General features: G+C 65.4%; 16 protein-coding genes. 11 read left to right on the forward strand and 5 right to left on the reverse strand.

Annotated elements, in window-relative coordinates; all coding sequences use genetic code 11:
- Nucleotides 1–212 precede the first annotated feature (212 nt).
- From dnaK to GGD67_RS10370, 8 genes are all read left to right on the forward strand, one after another.
- Nucleotides 213–2114, forward strand: coding sequence for a molecular chaperone DnaK (dnaK, locus tag GGD67_RS10335; protein WP_018323498.1), 1902 nt, complete (start codon nt 213–215; stop codon nt 2112–2114).
- Between the two features lie 245 nt (nt 2115–2359).
- Nucleotides 2360–3487: a molecular chaperone DnaJ gene (gene dnaJ, locus GGD67_RS10340; protein WP_018323497.1), complete on the forward strand. Its 1128-nt coding sequence runs from the start codon at nt 2360–2362 to the stop codon at nt 3485–3487.
- Nucleotides 3488–3572: 85 nt separating this feature from the next.
- The gene (locus tag GGD67_RS10345; protein ID WP_018323496.1) at nt 3573–4172 is read left to right on the forward strand and encodes a class I SAM-dependent methyltransferase; all 600 of its coding nucleotides are present in this window, start codon (nt 3573–3575) and stop codon (nt 4170–4172) included.
- Between the two features lie 57 nt (nt 4173–4229).
- Nucleotides 4230–4808, forward strand: coding sequence for an NADPH-dependent FMN reductase (locus tag GGD67_RS10350; protein ID WP_018323495.1), 579 nt, complete (start codon nt 4230–4232; stop codon nt 4806–4808).
- Between the two features lie 6 nt (nt 4809–4814).
- Nucleotides 4815–5525, forward strand: a complete 711-nt coding sequence (gene pyrF, locus GGD67_RS10355) for an orotidine-5'-phosphate decarboxylase (RefSeq protein ID WP_018323494.1) — start codon at nt 4815–4817, stop codon at nt 5523–5525.
- A gap of 23 nt (nt 5526–5548) precedes the next feature.
- On the forward strand, nt 5549–5860 hold the full coding sequence (locus tag GGD67_RS10360; RefSeq protein ID WP_092251380.1) for a DUF1330 domain-containing protein: 312 nt from the start codon (nt 5549–5551) through the stop codon (nt 5858–5860).
- A 281-nt stretch (nt 5861–6141) separates the two neighbouring features.
- The gene (gene dapB, locus GGD67_RS10365; RefSeq protein WP_026202940.1) at nt 6142–6957 is read left to right on the forward strand and encodes a 4-hydroxy-tetrahydrodipicolinate reductase; all 816 of its coding nucleotides are present in this window, start codon (nt 6142–6144) and stop codon (nt 6955–6957) included.
- A gap of 23 nt (nt 6958–6980) precedes the next feature.
- Nucleotides 6981–7604: a 2,3-bisphosphoglycerate-dependent phosphoglycerate mutase gene (locus tag GGD67_RS10370; protein WP_179732513.1), complete on the forward strand. Its 624-nt coding sequence runs from the start codon at nt 6981–6983 to the stop codon at nt 7602–7604.
- Between the two features lie 118 nt (nt 7605–7722).
- Here GGD67_RS10370 and GGD67_RS10375 read toward each other — a convergent pair whose 3' ends face one another.
- Together GGD67_RS10375 and GGD67_RS10380 are read right to left on the reverse strand one after the other, a co-directional pair.
- Complete coding sequence (locus tag GGD67_RS10375) at nt 7723–8619, reverse strand: methylated-DNA--[protein]-cysteine S-methyltransferase (RefSeq protein ID WP_018323490.1); 897 nt, start codon at nt 8617–8619, stop codon at nt 7723–7725.
- A gap of 54 nt (nt 8620–8673) precedes the next feature.
- The gene (locus GGD67_RS10380; RefSeq protein WP_026202939.1) at nt 8674–9204 is read right to left on the reverse strand and encodes a DUF2244 domain-containing protein; all 531 of its coding nucleotides are present in this window, start codon (nt 9202–9204) and stop codon (nt 8674–8676) included.
- Between the two features lie 22 nt (nt 9205–9226).
- On the opposite strand from GGD67_RS10380, the gene nth reads away from it, so the two are divergent.
- From nth to GGD67_RS10395, 3 genes are read left to right on the forward strand one after another with little or no spacing between them, the layout of a single operon-like run.
- Nucleotides 9227–9979, forward strand: a complete 753-nt coding sequence (gene nth / locus GGD67_RS10385) for an endonuclease III (protein ID WP_179732515.1) — start codon at nt 9227–9229, stop codon at nt 9977–9979.
- A 35-nt stretch (nt 9980–10014) separates the two neighbouring features.
- On the forward strand, nt 10015–11151 hold the full coding sequence (locus tag GGD67_RS10390) for an HlyD family secretion protein (protein WP_179732516.1): 1137 nt from the start codon (nt 10015–10017) through the stop codon (nt 11149–11151).
- Nucleotides 11138–12766: an MFS transporter gene (locus GGD67_RS10395; RefSeq protein ID WP_179732518.1), complete on the forward strand. Its 1629-nt coding sequence runs from the start codon at nt 11138–11140 to the stop codon at nt 12764–12766. The genes GGD67_RS10390 and GGD67_RS10395 overlap by 14 nt, the downstream gene beginning before the upstream one ends.
- Before the next feature lie 6 nt (nt 12767–12772).
- On the opposite strand, the gene GGD67_RS10400 is transcribed toward GGD67_RS10395, so the two are convergent.
- The 3 genes from GGD67_RS10400 to GGD67_RS10410 form a co-directional block, all read right to left on the reverse strand.
- Entirely contained in the window at nt 12773–13513 is a 741-nt protein-coding gene (locus tag GGD67_RS10400; RefSeq protein WP_179732520.1) for a sulfate transporter family protein, read from the reverse strand.
- Nucleotides 13514–13747: 234 nt separating this feature from the next.
- On the reverse strand, nt 13748–14194 hold the full coding sequence (gene nikR, locus GGD67_RS10405) for a nickel-responsive transcriptional regulator NikR (protein WP_018323485.1): 447 nt from the start codon (nt 14192–14194) through the stop codon (nt 13748–13750).
- A gap of 136 nt (nt 14195–14330) precedes the next feature.
- On the reverse strand, nt 14331–16793 hold the full coding sequence (locus GGD67_RS10410) for a heavy metal translocating P-type ATPase (protein WP_179732522.1): 2463 nt from the start codon (nt 16791–16793) through the stop codon (nt 14331–14333).
- Nucleotides 16794–16826: the final 33 nt, after the last annotated feature.

Here is a 16826-nt window from a genome sequence, read left to right on the forward strand (position 1 = left end):
TCCTCACCCGCAAGGGCGGTTGAGCCCGGATATCATCGTCCAAAACCCAATGTTTTCACGGCAGAAACGTAGCTTCGGTCCTTGCGGGCCCCTCCCCCCCTCCTATATGAGCCTCAATCATCGCAATATCGCGGATGTTTGATCTTAGGGGGTTTCGGTCGGGTGCCTTCTGGGCCCAGCCAACCTGCCGCAAAAACAAGGATATCAGGACCATGGGAAAGGTCATTGGGATCGACCTCGGCACCACGAATTCGTGCGTCGCCGTGATGGATGGCAAGAACGCCAAAGTCATCGAGAATTCCGAAGGCATGCGCACGACGCCTTCGATCGTCGCCGTGACGGACGACGGTGAGCGCCTCGTCGGCCAGCCGGCCAAGCGCCAGGCCGTCACCAATCCCGAGCGCACCTTCTTCGCAGTGAAGCGCCTCATCGGCCGCCGCTACGATGACCCGATGGTCGAGAAGGACAAGAAGCTCGTCCCCTACAAGATCGTGAAGGCTTCCAACGGCGACGCCTGGGTCGAGGCCGACGGCCAGACCTACTCGCCCTCGCAGGTCTCGGCGTTCATCCTGCAGAAGATGAAGGAGACCGCGGAAGCCCATCTCGGCCAGAAAGTTGATCAGGCCGTCATCACCGTTCCCGCCTACTTCAATGACGCCCAGCGCCAGGCGACCAAGGACGCCGGCAAGATCGCGGGCCTCGAAGTGCTGCGCATCATCAACGAGCCGACCGCGGCCGCGCTCGCCTATGGCCTCGACAAGACCAAGACCGGCACGATCGCCGTGTACGATCTCGGCGGCGGCACGTTCGATATTTCGATCCTCGAGATCGGCGACGGCGTGTTCGAGGTAAAGTCGACCAACGGCGACACCTTCCTCGGCGGCGAAGACTTCGACATGCGCCTGGTCGGCTATCTAGCCGACGAATTCCAGAAGGAGCAGGGCATCAACCTGCGCAACGACAAGCTCGCGTTGCAGCGCCTGAAGGAAGCCGCTGAAAAGGCCAAGATCGAGCTGTCCTCGACGACGCAGACCGAGATCAACCTGCCGTTCATCACCGCGGACCAGACCGGCCCGAAGCATCTGACGATGAAGCTGACCCGCGCCAAGTTCGAGGCGCTGGTCGACGACCTCGTCCAGAAGACCGTCGAGCCCTGCCGCAAGGCGCTGAAGGACGCCGGCGTCACCGCCGGTGAGATCGGCGAAGTGGTTCTGGTCGGCGGCATGTCGCGCATGCCGAAGGTCCAGGAAGTCGTGAAGCAGCTGTTCGGCAAGGAGCCGCACAAGGGCGTCAACCCGGACGAAGTCGTGGCGATCGGCGCTGCGATCCAGGCCGGCGTGCTCCAGGGCGACGTCAAGGACGTGCTGCTGCTCGACGTCACCCCGCTGTCGCTGGGCATCGAGACGCTGGGCGGTGTGTTCACCCGCATCATCGACCGCAACACCACGATCCCGACCAAGAAGAGCCAGGTGTTCTCGACCGCCGAGGACAACCAGAACGCGGTCACCATCCGCGTCTTCCAGGGCGAGCGTGAAATGGCGGCCGACAACAAGATGCTCGGCCAGTTCGACCTGATGGGCATTCCGCCGGCTCCGCGCGGCATGCCGCAGATCGAGGTGACCTTCGACATCGACGCCAACGGCATCGTCAACGTCTCGGCCAAGGACAAGGCCACCGGCAAGGAGCAGCAGATCCGCATCCAGGCCTCCGGCGGCCTGTCGGAAGCCGACATCGAGAAGATGGTCAAGGACGCCGAGGCCAATGCCGAGGCCGACAAGAAGCGCCGCGAGGCCGTCATCGCCAAGAACGAGGCGGATGGCCTGGTGCATTCGACCGAGAAGGCTTTGGCCGAGCACGGTTCGAAGGTCGGCGAGACCGAGCGCCGCGCCATCGAGGATGCCGTCGGCGACCTCAAGGAAGCGCTGAAGGGCGACGATGCCGAGGCGATCAAGGCCAAGACCCAGACGCTGGCCCAGGCTTCGATGAAGCTCGGCGAGGCCATGTACAAGCAGCAGGCCGAGGCCGACGCCAAGAAGGACGCGGCCAAGGACGACGTCGTCGACGCGGAATTCACCGAAGTCGACGACGACAAGAACAACAAGAAGTCCGCCTGAACCCCAAGAGGGTCATGATGCGGACGGCTTGGACCCCACACGCTCTACCGGCCTCCTCCTTCGCGGAGGAGGCCGCCGTGTCGGGACGGACGGGCGGGTCGCCCGTTACGATCGATCAATTCCCCGCCGTTATGCTGAACGCCGCCACGCCGCCCTCTGCCGCCAAGCAGAAGGCTGCCTATATCGTCGTGTGGCGACGTCGTTTCGCTCCGACTTGAATCGCGATTGGATAGACCGAGTCCCACATGTCCACGTCCACCAAGCGCTGCTATTACGAAACCCTCGAAGTCGAACGCGATGCCGACGAATCCGTCTTGAAATCGTCGTTCCGCAAGCTGGCGATGAAGTTCCACCCGGACCGCAATCCCGGGGACGACACCAGCGAAGTCAAGTTCAAGGAAATCAACGAGGCCTACGAGGTCCTGAAGGACAAGGACAAGCGCGCCGCTTATGACCGTTACGGCCATGCCGCTTTCGAGCAGGGCGGCGGCGGCGCCGGCTTCGGCGCGGGCTTTGCCTCTTCCTTCTCCGACATTTTCGAAGATTTGTTCGGCATGGCCGGGCAGCGCGGCCGCGGCGGCCGCGAGCGCGGCGCCGACCTGCGCTACAACATGGAAATCACGCTCGAGGAGGCCTTCGGCGGCAAGACCGCGCAGATCGAGATTCCGGTCTCGGTCACCTGCGAGGCCTGCTCGGGCATCGGCGCCAAGGCCGGAACCAAGCCGAAGACCTGTTCGAGCTGCGGCGGCGCCGGCCGCGTGCGGCAGTCGCAGGGCTTCTTCACGCTGGAGCGGACCTGTCCGGGCTGCCAGGGCCGCGGCCAGATGATCGAGGATGCCTGCCCGTCCTGTTCGGGCCAGGGCCGCGTCACCCGCGAGCGGAATCTTTCGGTCAACATTCCCCCGGGTGTCGAGGACGGCACAAGGATCAGGCTCGCCGGCGAGGGCGAGGCCGGGGTCCGCGGCGGTCCGCCCGGCGACCTCTATATCTTCCTGTCGCTGGCCCAGCACCAGTTCTTCCAGCGCGATGGCGCCGATCTGCATTGCCGTGTGCCGATTTCGATGGTCACGGCCGCGCTCGGCGGCGAATTCGAGGTGCCGACCATTGAGAAGAGCAAGGCCAAGGTGAAGGTGCCGGCCGGGACCCAGTCGAACCGCCGGTTCCGCATTGCATCAAAAGGCATGCCGGTGCTGCGGTCGCGCCAGATGGGCGACATGTATGTTCAGGTCGTGGTCGAGACCCCGCAGAACCTCACCAAGAAGCAGCAGGAATTGCTGGCCGAGTTCGAAAAGCTGTCAAGCGGCAACACCCAACCGGAATCCGAGGGCTTCTTCGCCAAGGTCAAGGATTTCTTCGGTAATCGGGCGAGTTGACCCGGCTTGACCATACCGCTTTCGGCCTATACGTCTTTATGACCATTTTCTGACACGCGGTCCCGCGGTCCCGTCCGGTCCTGACATGCCATTGCCATCGTCCGCGCGTGCGTTGAAGAAGCCTCGTCTCGATGACGAGGTGCGCTTTCTCAGATCATGGATCGAAAAGCCCCTGCACATGGGCGCCGTGATGCCGTCGGGCAAGCTGCTGGCCCGGACCATGGCCCATTATGTCGATGTCGATTCAGACGCGCCCGTGGTCGAGCTCGGGCCTGGCACCGGCGCCATCACCTCAGCCCTGATCGAACGCGGCGTCGACCAGAAACGTCTCGTCCTCGTCGAATACAATCCCGGCTTCTGCGCGCTGCTGCGCGACCGCTATCCGCAGGCCAAGGTTGTGCAGGGCGACGCCTATCGCCTGCGTGACACGCTCTGGAACGTCCTGAGCGCGCCGGCCTCCGCGGTCGTCTCCGGCCTGCCGCTCGTGACAAAACCGATGCTGACGCGGCTGCGGCTGATCCGCGACGCCTTCACGGCGCTCGCGCCGGGCGCGCCCTTCGTCCAGTTCACCTATGCGGTGGTACCGCCGATCCCGAAATCGCTGCCCGGCGTGTCCACAGAGGCGTCGGAACGGATCTGGATGAACCTTCCGCCGGCCCGCGTCTGGGTGTATCGCAAGGACTAATTCCGCCGGCTTGGTTCTTTGCGCGGCGGGCTCGTTTCGCCGAACGCATTGGATTGAATGTCAGCTCCCAAGATCCTGATCATTCCCGGCTCGCTGCGCACCGGCTCGCACAATGCGAAGCTGGCGGCCGTCATAGCCTATGAATTCGCCCGGGCCGGCGTGGACGTCACCCGCATCTCGCTCGCCGATTTTCCGCTGCCGATCTATGACGGCGATCTCCAGGCCAAGTCCGGCCTGCCGAAGCACGCGATCAACCTCAAGCGCATGATCGGCGCGCATCATGGCGTGCTGATCGTCTCGCCCGAATACAATGCTTCGGTGCCGCCGCTTCTCAAGAACGCGATCGACTGGGTCAGCCGCGTGCATGATCTGCATGAGGCGCGCGGCGATGTGTTTCGCAACCGCGCCTTCGCGCTCGCCGGCGCCTCGCAGAGCCGGCTCGGTGCGGCTCGCGCGCTGCAGGCGTTGCGGCTGATCCTGACCTCCTGCCACGCCAATGTGATTGCCAGCCAGCTCACGCTCGCCTTTGCCGACCAGGCCTATGACGATATGGACAGGCTCAAGAACGAGGGCGATATCGCTGCGTTGAAGGAGCTGGTCGCGCAGTTGATCGACATTTCCCAACGCATGATGTGAGGTGACATGACGCCAGCCGAGATCGCCCCCAAGGACCGCCTGATCGTCGCGCTCGATCTGCCCAGCGTCGATGCTGCGGAGGCGACGATCAACCGCCTCGGCGACAGCGTCAGCTTCTACAAGATCGGCTACCGACTCGCTTATGCCGGCGGATTGCCGCTGGTCGGCAGGCTCGCCGACAAGGGCAAGAAGGTCTTTCTCGATCTCAAGCTGCACGACATCGGCAACACCGTGATGCAAGGCGTCGAAAGCATCACCAGGCTTGGCGCCACATTCCTCACCGTGCACGCCTATCCGCAGACCATGAAGGGCGCCGTCGAAGGCCGCGGCAATTCCAGCCTGAAGATCCTCGCCGTCACGGTGCTGACCTCCTACAACGAGGACGATCTGCACGCGGCCGGCTATCGGCTCGGCGTCTCCGAGCTGGTCGAGGCCCGCGCGCAGCAGGCCCAGGTGCTTGGCATCGACGGACTGGTGTCCTCGCCTGAGGAGGTTGGGGCCTTGCGCAAGATCGTCGGGCACCAGATGCATCTCGTCACCCCCGGCATCCGGCCGGTCGGTTCGGCGACCGGCGACCAGAAGCGCATCATGACGCCGGGCCGCGCGATCGCGGCCGGCGCCGATTATCTCGTCGTCGGACGCCCGGTCGTCGAAGCCGCCGACCCGAAGGCGATTGCGGAAGCCATCCAGGCCGAGATCGCGCAAGCGCTCGGCTAATCAACAAACAAGGGAGAAGAACAATGGCAAAAGGCTACTGGATCGGGCGCGTCGATGTGAGCAGTGACGAGGGCTACAAGCCCTATGCCGTCGCCAATGGTCCGATCTTCAAGAAGTGGGGTGGCCGCTTCGTTGTCCGCGCCGGCAAGTTCACCACCGTCGAAGGCGCCAGCCGCACCCGCAACGTCGTGATCGAATTCCCGGACTACGAGACCGCGATCGCCTGCTACAATTCGCCGGAATACCAGGCCAACATCAAGGTGCGCCAGCCCCACTCGGTCGCCGATCTCATCATCATCGAGGGGTATGACGGCCCGCAGCCGTCTGACTCGTAGATTCGACTGCGGCGCTCTCTTACCCTCCCCTGGAGGGGGAGGGTCGATCGCGCGCAGCGCGAGCGGGGTGGGGTGATCTCTCCACTCGGGCACTGTGCGCCGGGGGGAGACCGTCACCCCACCCCGCTGTGCATTCCGCTTCGCTGCATGCCCAGCGCCCACGAGCGAGCTACGCTCGTCTCGGACCCCTCCAGGGGCGGGTGCAAGCATGCCGCGCGTTCCTGCCCCTCGGTTGCCGGAACTGCGTCCCCCCGCTACAACGGCCGTGAGAGGATCACACCATGTCCGACATGCGCCTGATTGTTGCTGGAGCCGGTGGCCGGATGGGCCGCGCGCTGGTGCGGGCGATTGCCGAGAGCAAAGGCGCGGTGCTGGCCGGCGCGCTCGAGGCCCCCGGCTCGGAGCTGCTCGGCAAGGATGCCGGTGTGCTCGCAGGACTGCCGGCCAACGACATCAAGCTCTCCGCTGACCTCTGGGCGATGTCGAAGGAGGCCGACGGCATCCTCGACTTCACCGTTCCGGCGGCGACCATTGCAAATGTCGCGATCGCCGCACAGCGCGGGATCGTGCATGTCGTCGGCACGACCGGATTGTCCGGCTCCGACAACGCCGTGATCAAGAGCGTCACCAACCGCGCCGTCGTGGTGCAATCAGGCAATATGAGCCTCGGCGTCAATCTACTGGCCGCCGTGGTCAAGCGCGTCGCCAAGGCGCTCGACCAGAGTTTTGATATCGAGATCGTCGAGACCCATCATCGCATGAAGGTCGATGCGCCGTCCGGCACCGCGCTGATGCTTGGGCAGGCCGCAGCCAGCGGTCGCGGTGTCACCCTCGATGACCATTCCGAGCGCGGCCGTGACGGCATCACCGGCGCGCGCAGGCCGGGCAATATCGGCTTCGCCTCGTTGCGCGGCGGCACCGTCGCCGGCGATCACAGCGTCACCTTCCTCGGCCCGTTCGAGCGCCTGACGTTGTCGCATCAGGCCGAGGACCGCATGCTGTTCGCCCATGGCGCGCTGAAGGCGGCGCTCTGGGCACACGGCAAGAAGCCCGGGCACTACTCCATGGCCGACGTGCTCGGCCTGTCCGACATCTAATCGAACCTAACGGAAAGCAGTCAATGAGCGAACGTCTTCTCGTGCTCGTGCGCCACGGCCAGAGCGAATGGAATCTGAAGAACCTGTTCACGGGTTGGAAGGACCCTGACCTCACCGAGCTCGGCGTCAAGGAAGCCACGGAAGCCGGCCGCAAGCTGAAGGCGCAGGGCCTCGTGTTCGACGTCGCCTACACTTCGGTGCTCACGCGCGCGCAGCACACGCTCGATCTCATTCTCGGCGAGCTCGGCCAGGAGGGCCTGCCGACGATGAAGAACCTCGCGTTGAACGAGCGCGACTACGGCGATCTCTCCGGCCTCAACAAGGACGACGCTCGCAAGAAATGGGGTGAGGACCAGGTGCTGATCTGGCGCCGCTCCTACGACGTGCCGCCGCCCGGCGGCGAAAGCCTGAAGGACACCCTCGCGCGCGCGCTGCCGTATTACGTGCAGGAGATCCTGCCCGGCGTGCTCAACGGCAAGCGTACCCTCGTCGCCGCCCACGGCAATTCGCTGCGCGCGCTGATCATGGTGCTGGAAAAGCTCTCGCCCGAAGGCATCTTGAAGCGCGAGTTGGCGACGGGTGTGCCGATCATCTACCGCCTCAACACGGATTCGACCGTGGCCTCGAAGCTCGATCTGGCGGGTTAAGGCCGGTCCCGTAGGGTGGGCAAAGGCGCACAGCGCCGTGCCCACGATCTTTCCATGATAGCTGACGTAAGGTGGGCACGCTTCGCTTTGCCACCCTACGGCAGTGTGCTTGCGGTGCCTACTGCATCCCCAGCTGTCCGGCCTCCCAGCCCAGCATCGCCTGTTTGCGGGTGATGCCCCAGTGATAGCCGGTAAGCGTGCCGCTCTTGCCGAGCGCGCGATGGCAGGGCACGACGAACGAGACCGGGTTCTTGCCGACCGCCGCGCCGACGGCACGCGAGGCCTTTGGGCTGTTGATGTTGCAGGCGATGTCGGAATAGGACACCGCGCGTCCCATCGGGATCTTCAGCAGCGTCTCCCACACCCGCACCTCGAAATCGGTGCCGATCATCACCACGCGCAGCGGCTGGTCCGGCCGCCACAGCTTCGTATCGAAGATGCGTGCGGCGAGTGGCGCGGTGCCTTCGTGATCCTCGACATAGGTGGCGTTCGGCCAGCGCCGGGTCATGTCAGCGAGCGCAACCTTCTCCTCGCCGTGATCGGCGAAGGCAAGCCCCGACAGGCCGCGGTCGGTCGCGATCACGATCGCGGTGCCGAACGGCGAGGGGTGAAAGCCGTAACGCAGGGTCAGGCCGGCGCCGCCGTTCTTCCATTCGCCCGGCGACATGGCTTCGTGGGTCACGAAGAGATCGTGCAGCCGTCCCGGGCCTGACAGCCCGGAGTCGAGCGCGGCGTCGAGAATGCTCGCGGAATCGCGCAAGAGGCCTTTGGCGTGATCGAGCGTCAGCGCTTGCATGAAAGCCTTCGGCGTGATCGAGGCCCAGCGGCGGAACAGATGGTGCAGCTCATCCGGCGTGACCCCGGCCGCATCCGCCATCGCCTCGATGGTCGGCTGCGCGCGCCAGTTCTCCGAGATGAAGGCGATCGCCCTGCGTACCGAATCATAGTCGCGCAGCGCGGCGTTCTGGGTGCCCGGCCTGGCCAGGCGCTGGTCATGTATGGCGAGTGTCATCATGACTGGAAATGTAGGAGAGGGACGGGTGAGAAACCACCCGATTTCTGACTGCGCTCAGGTCACCGGATTGTAGGTCGGGCCGCGCCGGGCGGCATTCAGGGCGCCGACCAAGGCATTGTAAAAACTCGCTTTTTCCTCTGGCCCGAGAAAGCCGGCAATGAGAATCCGGCGGCCGCGCGAGATCAGATAGAGGTGCTCGATGCCGTATTCCTCGTCGACCTCCTGGTCGATCCGGACCCAGAGCGGATTGAATGTCCATTCCGAGACCTGGCCGCGATGGCTGACGCGGCGCACGCGCAGCTCCGACGGCGTGACCACGATCTCCTCGCTGGCCCGCGCCGCGCGGAAATTGGCCTTGAAGGCCCACCAGATCACGAGAACGTCGAGGCCGAAGAAACCGAACACCGGCCAGGCACCCATCATCAGGAAGGCGAGGCCCGTGACGAAGCTGACCACGCTCAGGAACAGCATCACGGCGAGGAAGCCGGTGCGGTTCAGCGAGCGGTGCGGCGTCAGCCGCGCGGAGAAGATCTGCGCGTCGCGCGGATCAGGACCGCTGCCGTCAATTTCGTTGCCTGTGCTCATCGTCCCTCAGTATATCCCGATCATGGCGAAAATCACCCGCAAGCCGGCTCCGCGCAAAGCGTCCGTGCCGAAGAAGAAGGCAAAGGCGGTCGTCGCAAAGCCGAACGCGCCCGCCAAAAAGACGCTCAAGGCGATCAAGCGCTGGACGCCGGCCGAGGTCCATGAGGTCTTCAGCCGTTTCCGCAAGGCCAATCCGGAGCCGAAGGGCGAGCTCGAGCACGTCAATCCGTTCACGCTGCTGGTCGCCGTGGTGCTGTCGGCCCAGGCAACCGACGCCGGCGTCAACAAGGCGACGCGCGCCTTGTTCGAGGTCGCCGACACTCCGGAGAAGATGCTCGATCTCGGCGAGGAGTCTTTACGCGAGTACATCAAGACGATCGGCCTCTACCGCACCAAGGCCAGGAACGTGATCGCGCTGTCGGCCAAGGTGCTCAGCGAGTTCGGCGGCGAGGTGCCGCGCACGCGCGCCGGGATCGAGTCGTTGCCCGGTGCGGGACGCAAGACCGCCAACGTCGTGCTCAACATGGCCTTCGGCGAGCACACCATGGCGGTCGACACGCATGTCTTCCGCGTCGGCAATCGCACAGGACTTGCGCCCGGCAAGACGCCGCTCGAAGTCGAGCTTGGTCTCGAAAAGGTGATCCCGGCCGAGTTCATGCTGCATGCCCATCATTGGCTGATCCTGCACGGCCGCTATACTTGCCTCGCACGCAAGCCGCGCTGCGAGGTCTGTCTGATCAACGATCTGTGCCGGTGGCCGGAGAAGACGGTGTAGATGGCGGTGAGAGCAGAGCGTCTTGGGGTAAAATCGTGAGTCAACAGGAACAAGTCCCGCCCCCGGCTGCCGCCGCAACGCCTGCCCCACCACCGAAGCCGACGCAGCGGCCGGCGACTTCGCTGTGGAGCCGGTTCGCGATCCCGCTATTCGCTGTGATCATCGCGCTCGGCTTCGTCGCGCTGGCGACGCTGCGCTTCGACGAATGGGTCGGCAATGCGGTGATTCAGACCACCAATGATGCCTATGTGCGCGCCGAGCTGACACGGCTTTCGAGCCGCGTCTCGGGCGAAGTGCTGACCGTCGCCGTCACCGACTTCCAGCGCGTCAAGGCCGGTGATCTCCTGATCCAGATCGATCCCGCCGATTACGAGGCCCAGGTCGCGCAGTCCGAAGCTTCGGTCGCCGCCGCCCAGGCCGCGCTCGACAATCTGGCCAACCAGGTCGAGCTGCAATATGCGACGATCGCGCAGGCGCAGGCGGCGCGGCTCTCCGCCGAAGCCATGGAGGTCGAGGCACGGCAGGAGCAGGAACGTCAACAATCGCTGTCGCAGACCGAATCCGGCACGCGGCAGCGGCTCGAGCAGGCGGTGGCTGCTTACGCCAAGGCGCAGGCCGATGTGCGCGCGAGCCGCGCCGTGATCGCCGCCCAGCAGCACCAGCTCGAAGTCCTGCAAGGCACCCGGAAGCAGCGCGCCGCCGATGTCGCAGCGGCCAAGGCAACGCTGGCGGGTGCGAAGCTCAAGCTCGGCTACACCAGGATCACAGCGCCGTTCGACGGCGTGGTCGGCGAGCGCCAGGTGCAACCCGGCGACTACGTCAATATCGGCACCAATCTCATCAACGTGGTGCCGCTGCCGCAGGTCTATGTGATCGCGAATTACAAGGAGACCCAGCTCACTCATGTGCAGCCGGGCCAGCCGGTCGAGATCACCGTCGACAGCTTTCCGCGCGAGACGCTGCGCGGCAAGGTCGAGCGCATCGCGCCGGCGACGGGATCACAGGTCGCGCTGCTGCCGCCTGATAACGCCACCGGCAATTTCACCAAGGTCGTGCAGCGCATTCCCGTGCGGATTCAGCTCGACGACGGCCAGCCGCTGCTGGCGCGGCTGGTGCCGGGCATGTCGGTCGTCACCAGCATCGACACCAAGGCCGGCAATGGCGGAAAATGACGACACAGACCGCGGACCGCTCTCGCGCGGCGGCGTTGCGCCGCAGCCGCTGTTCGCCGTGGCCGCGGTGCTGCTCGGCTCCTTCCTCGCCAATTTCGACAGCCGGCTAACCACGGTTGGCCTGCCCGATTTGCGAGGCGCGTTCTCGCTCAGCTTCGACGAGGGCGCCTGGCTCTCCACCGCCGGCATCGGCTCGCAGATCTTCATCGCGCCCGCAGTGGCATGGCTCGCGACCGTGTTCGGGCTACGCCGCGTGCTTGGCATTCCCAGCCTGATCTATGCCGTCGTCTCGCTGATCCTTCCCTTCGTGCACGATTATCCAACGCTGCTCGCGCTCAGCGTCGTGCATGGCCTCCTGCTCGGCACCTTCGTGCCGGCGACGCTGATGATCGTGTTCCGCAATCTGCCGATCCGCTGGTGGCTGCCGGCGATCTCGATCTATTCGATCCGCGTCGGCTTTGCGCTCGATACCTCGAGCTCGCTGGTCGGCTTCTATGTCGACCATCTCGGCTGGCAATGGCTGTACTGGCAGAGCGTCGTGATCGCGCCCCTGATGGGGCTGATGGTCTATCTCGGTACGCCGAACGAGCCCCTGAACCGCGCGCTGCTGCGCGAGGCCGATTGGGGCGGCATGCTGCTGCTCGGCGCGTCCGTTTCGATGATTTATGCCGGGCTTGATCAGGGCAATCGATTGGACTGGCTCGGCTCGGGGACGGTGATGGCGCTGCTCGCCAGTGGCGCGGTGCTGTTCGCAGGCTTTCTCGTCAACGAGTCGCTGGTACGGCAACCCTGGGCGCATGTGAACGTCTTGTTCGCGCGCAATATCGGCTTGGGACTGGTCCTGATCCTGCTCTACACCTTGACCAGCCTGTCCAACGCCTCGCTGGTGCCGAACTTCCTTGCCGCCATCGCCCTGCTCAGGCCCGAGCAGAGCGGCATGCTGCTGCTCACCTATGGCGCGCTGCCGATGTTCGTGCTGGTGCCGCTCTCGATCTGGCTGCTCAGGCATTTCGATACGCGCACCGTGATTGTCATGGGTTTCGCCTGCTTCGCCGCCGCCAATCTCTGGGGCACGCAGCTCACCCATGACTGGGCGCGCGAGGATTTTGTCGGCATCGTGCTGCTCCAGGCGATCGGGCAGTCGCTGACCTTGTTGCCGCTGATCATCACGCTGCTGTCGAACTCCGATCCGAGCCGCGCCACTTCCTTTGCCGCCTATATCCAGATCATGCGGCTCGGCGGCGCCGAGATCGGTGTGGCGCTGATGGGGACATGGCTGCGCGTGCGCGAGCAGGTCCATTCCTTCTATCTCGGCCAGAACCTCGGCGTCGGCGAAGTCGATGTGGTCCGCGTCCTGAAGCAGCTTGCCGATCACTTCGCTGCCCACGGTGCCGGGCTGGCGCAGCCGCGCGCGCTCGGCACGCTGGCGGGCATCGTGCAGCGCGAGGCCAATGTGCTCGCCTATATCGACGGCTTCTGGCTGTGCTTCTGGCTCGCGATAGCCGCGCTCGGCGTTGTCGCACTCATCACCCGCGCCCCGCCCGGCCCGTTCACGCCAGCGCCGTTCGGCTTCGCCAAGACGGTGCTGCGGAAGTGCGGCGTGCAGGTGACGTAGAGCGCGTTACCGCATCTGCCGCGCCGGCTCGATCAGCTCGGGCCTCGGGCCCGACAGCCGCTTGTGCATGTGGACCATGAAGGCCATGCCGAAGATCGGCGTCGCCAGATTCACGATCGGGATCGAGACGAAGGCGGCGATGAAGAGGCCGGCGGTGAAGATGGTGGCGGCATTGTCGCGCCGCATCGCCTTGGCCTCTTCCGGCGAGCGGAAGCGCATCGCGGCGAGCTCGAAATATTCGCGGCCGAGCAGCCAGGCGGCGGCGATGAAGAAGATCAGGAAGCCTGCGCCGGCGAAAAGCACCAACGGCAACGCGATCAGATAGACCAGGATGGTCAGGAGCGCGGTCTTGATGCCCTCGAAAATGGCTTGGCTGAACGGTAGCGCGAGCCCCGGCTGCTCGGCGGGATAATGCTCGCGCTCGACGATGTCGGCGACGTCGTCGACGAACAGGCTCGCCACCAGCGAGGTGATCGCGGGCATCAGGAAGACGCCGCCGAACACGACGCCGAGGCCCGCCGCGATCGAGACGATCCAGGACAAGACCTCGAGAGAGGTGTGCCAGCCCGGCCCGAGCAGGCCTTCCAACCAGACCTCGCCATGGGTCGCAAACCAGCTGAGCAGCCGCTGCAAGCCGATCGCCAGCGCGGTGATCAGCACGAGCGCAAGCCCGATCGACCGCCACAGGATCGAGCGCATCGGCGGCGAGATCATTTGCGACAGCGCCTTTACGGCGGCATCCAGCATCGGAGGGGCCCTCTGAGGTAAACACTGCGCGAGAGGTAGACACCCAATGCGGCTTCGGCAAGGGAGGAATTGCCGCGCTGCTGACGGCCGCAAACGCGGCGCGAGCCCTTGCTTACCCTCCTCACGGGCACTGTTCGACGCGGAGAGACCGTCACCCCACCCCGCTCGCGCTGCGCGCGATCGACCCTCCCCCTCCAGGGGAGGGTAAGAGCCGCTACGCTTTCCTAGAATAGCCTACTCGTGCCGGTGCCCATGCTTTCGCGCCTTCACCGCCTTGCCTTCGCCGGTCGGGATCATCACCACGCGGCCGTAGCGGACGCCGCGTTCGGCGATGATATGGTCGGCGAAATGCTTGACCTCATCCGCCGACCCCCGCAGCGCCGTCATCTCCATGCAATTGTTGTCGTCGAGATGGACGTGCAGCGTTGCCAGCGCGAGGTCGTGATGGCCGTGGAATTCCTGCACCAAGCGTTTTGACAGATCGCGGGCGGCGTGGTCGTAGACATAGACGAGACCGGCCACGCATTGGCCGGTCTGCGCGGTGTCCTCGGTGCTCTGCTGCAGGCCGGCGCGGGCGAGGTCGCGGATGATCTCGGAGCGGTTCTGGTAGCCGCGCGCTTCCGCCGCCGCGTCGATCTCCGCCAACAGATCGTCCTCGATCGTGATGGTAATTCGCTGCATCAGATATTCCCCGCGTGCCTCGCCTGTGTTCCGTGAACCGTAGCCCGGATGGAGCGAAGCGCAATCCGGGACGGTACCAATTTGCGGGCAAGACCCCCGGATTTCGCTTGCGCTCCATCCGGGCTACGCAGTGTCCTCACAGCCGCGTCGCCCGCAGCCGCAGCGCATTTCCGACCACGCTCACCGAGGACAGCGCCATCGCCGCCGCGGCGATGATCGGCGAGAGCAACACGCCGAAGGCGGGATAGAGGATGCCGGCCGCGATCGGAATGCCGGCGGCGTTGTAGATGAAGGCGAAGAACAGGTTTTGCCGGATGTTGCTCATCGTCGCCTGCGACAGCTTTCGCGCCCGGACGATGCCGACGAGGTCGCCCTTGAGCAGGGTCACGCCGGCGCTCTCCATCGCCACATCCGTGCCGGTGCCCATGGCGATGCCGACTTCCGCGGCGGCCAGCGCCGGCGCGTCGTTGACGCCGTCACCGGCCATCGCGACGCTGCGGCCGGCCTTTTGCAGCTTCGTCACCACCGCGCTCTTCTGATCCGGCAGCACCTCGGCCTCGACCTCGGCGATGCCGAGCCGGCGCGCCACCGCTTCCGCCGTGGTGCGGTTGTCGCCTGTCAGCATGATGACCTTGATGCCTTCGGCAGCTAACGCCTTCAGTGCCTCCGGGGTCGAGGCCTTGACCGGATCGGCGATCGCGAACAGGCCGGCGAGCCGGCCGTCGACGGCCATGTTGATCACGGTGGCGCCATCGCCGCGCAGCCGCTCGGCCTCGGCGTCGAGCGTTTTGGTGTCGATCCCGATCGACGTCAGATACCTGGCATTGCCGAGCACGATGGTCTTGCCGTCGACTTTGCCGGTGGCGCCCTTGCCGGTCGGCGAGTCGAAGTGCTCGACCTGGCCGAGGGCGAGCTGCTTCTCCTTGGCTGCGCGCACGATCGCGTCGGCCAAAGGATGTTCGCTGGCGCGCTCGACGCTGGCGGCAAGCTTGAGGATGTCATCCTCCGCAAAGCCTGACGCCGGCACGATCGCGACCACCTTGGGCTTGCCCTCGGTCAGGGTGCCCGTCTTGTCGACCACCAGCGTGTCGATCTTCTCCATCCGCTCCAGCGCCTCGGCGTTCTTGATCAGCACGCCGCCTTGGGCACCGCGGCCGACGCCGACCATGATCGACATCGGGGTTGCGAGGCCCAATGCGCAGGGGCAGGCGATGATCAGCACGCTGACGGCGGCGACGAGACCGAAGGCCAGCCGCGGCTCAGGTCCGAACCAGGCCCAGGCGCCGAAGGCAGCGAGGGCGACGACGATCACCATCGGCACGAACCAGCCCGCGACCTGATCGGCCAGCCGCTGGATCGGCGCGCGCGAGCGCTGCGCGTCCGCGACCATCTGCACGATCTGCGACAGCAGCGTCTCGCGTCCGACCTTGTCGGCGCGCATGATGAAGCTGCCCGACTGGTTCAGCGTGCCGGCGATCACCTTCGCGCCGCTCTCCTTGGTGACGGGCATGGATTCGCCCGTGACGAGCGATTCGTCGAGCGAGGAGCGGCCCTCGAGGATCACGCCGTCGACCGGCACCTTTTCGCCCGGACGGACGCGCAGACGTTCGCCGGCATGGAGCGCGTCGATTTCGACCTCGTGCTCGCTGCCGTCGTCATCGACGCGGCGTGCGGTCTTCGGCGCAAGCTGAAGCAGCGCCTTGATCGCGCCGGAGGTTGCGTCACGGGCGCGCAGCTCCAGCACCTGGCCGAGCAGCACCAGCACGGTGATGACGGCAGCCGCCTCGAAATAGACGGCGACCGCACCCTCATGGCCGCGGAACGTTGTGGGGAAGATCTGCGGCACGACGGTGCCGATGATGCTGTAGACATAGGCAACGCCCGTGCCCATCGCGATCAGCGTGAACATGTTGAGGTTGCGCGTCAGCAGCGACTGCCAGCCGCGAACGAAGAACGGCCAGCCGGCCCACAGCACCACGGGGGTGGCGAAGGCGAGCTGGATCCAGTTCGACAGCGTCTGATCGATCCAGTTGTGCGGGCCCGCGAGATGGCCGCCCATCTCGAGCACCACGGCCGGCAGTGCCAGCGCGCCGCCGATCCAGAACCGCCGCGTCATGTCGGCGAGCTCGGGGTTGGGACCGGTCTCCAGGCTTGCCACTTCCGGCTCCAGCGCCATGCCGCAGATCGGGCAGCTGCCGGGTCCGACCTGGCGGATCTCCGGATGCATCGGGCAGGTGTAGATCGTGCCCGCGGGCATCTCCGGCTCGGGCGCCTTGTCCTTGGCGAGATATTTTGCGGGATCGGCGGCGAACTTGGTGCGGCAGCCGGCCGAGCAGAAATGGAAGGTCTCGCCGTGATGGTCGAAGCGGTGCTTCGAGGTCGTGGGATCGACAATCATGCCGCAGACGGGATCGTGCACCTTGCTGACCGCATCGCCATGGTCATGCGCGTGATGATGGTCGTGGCCGGCATGATCGCCGTGCCCGCCGCAGCAGGAGGCCGCCGGCTTGGTCGCTTCCGACTTGGCCGCTCCCGTTTTGCCGGAACAACCGCATCCGGAATGCCCGTCCGCGCCCTGATGATGCCTGTGTTCGTTCATTGCCTTGCTCCGGCCTTGTACCCTCGGGACTTG

Origin of the sequence: Bradyrhizobium sp. IAR9, assembly GCF_013408065.1 — a bacterium.
Lineage (GTDB): Bacteria > Pseudomonadota > Alphaproteobacteria > Rhizobiales > Xanthobacteraceae > Bradyrhizobium.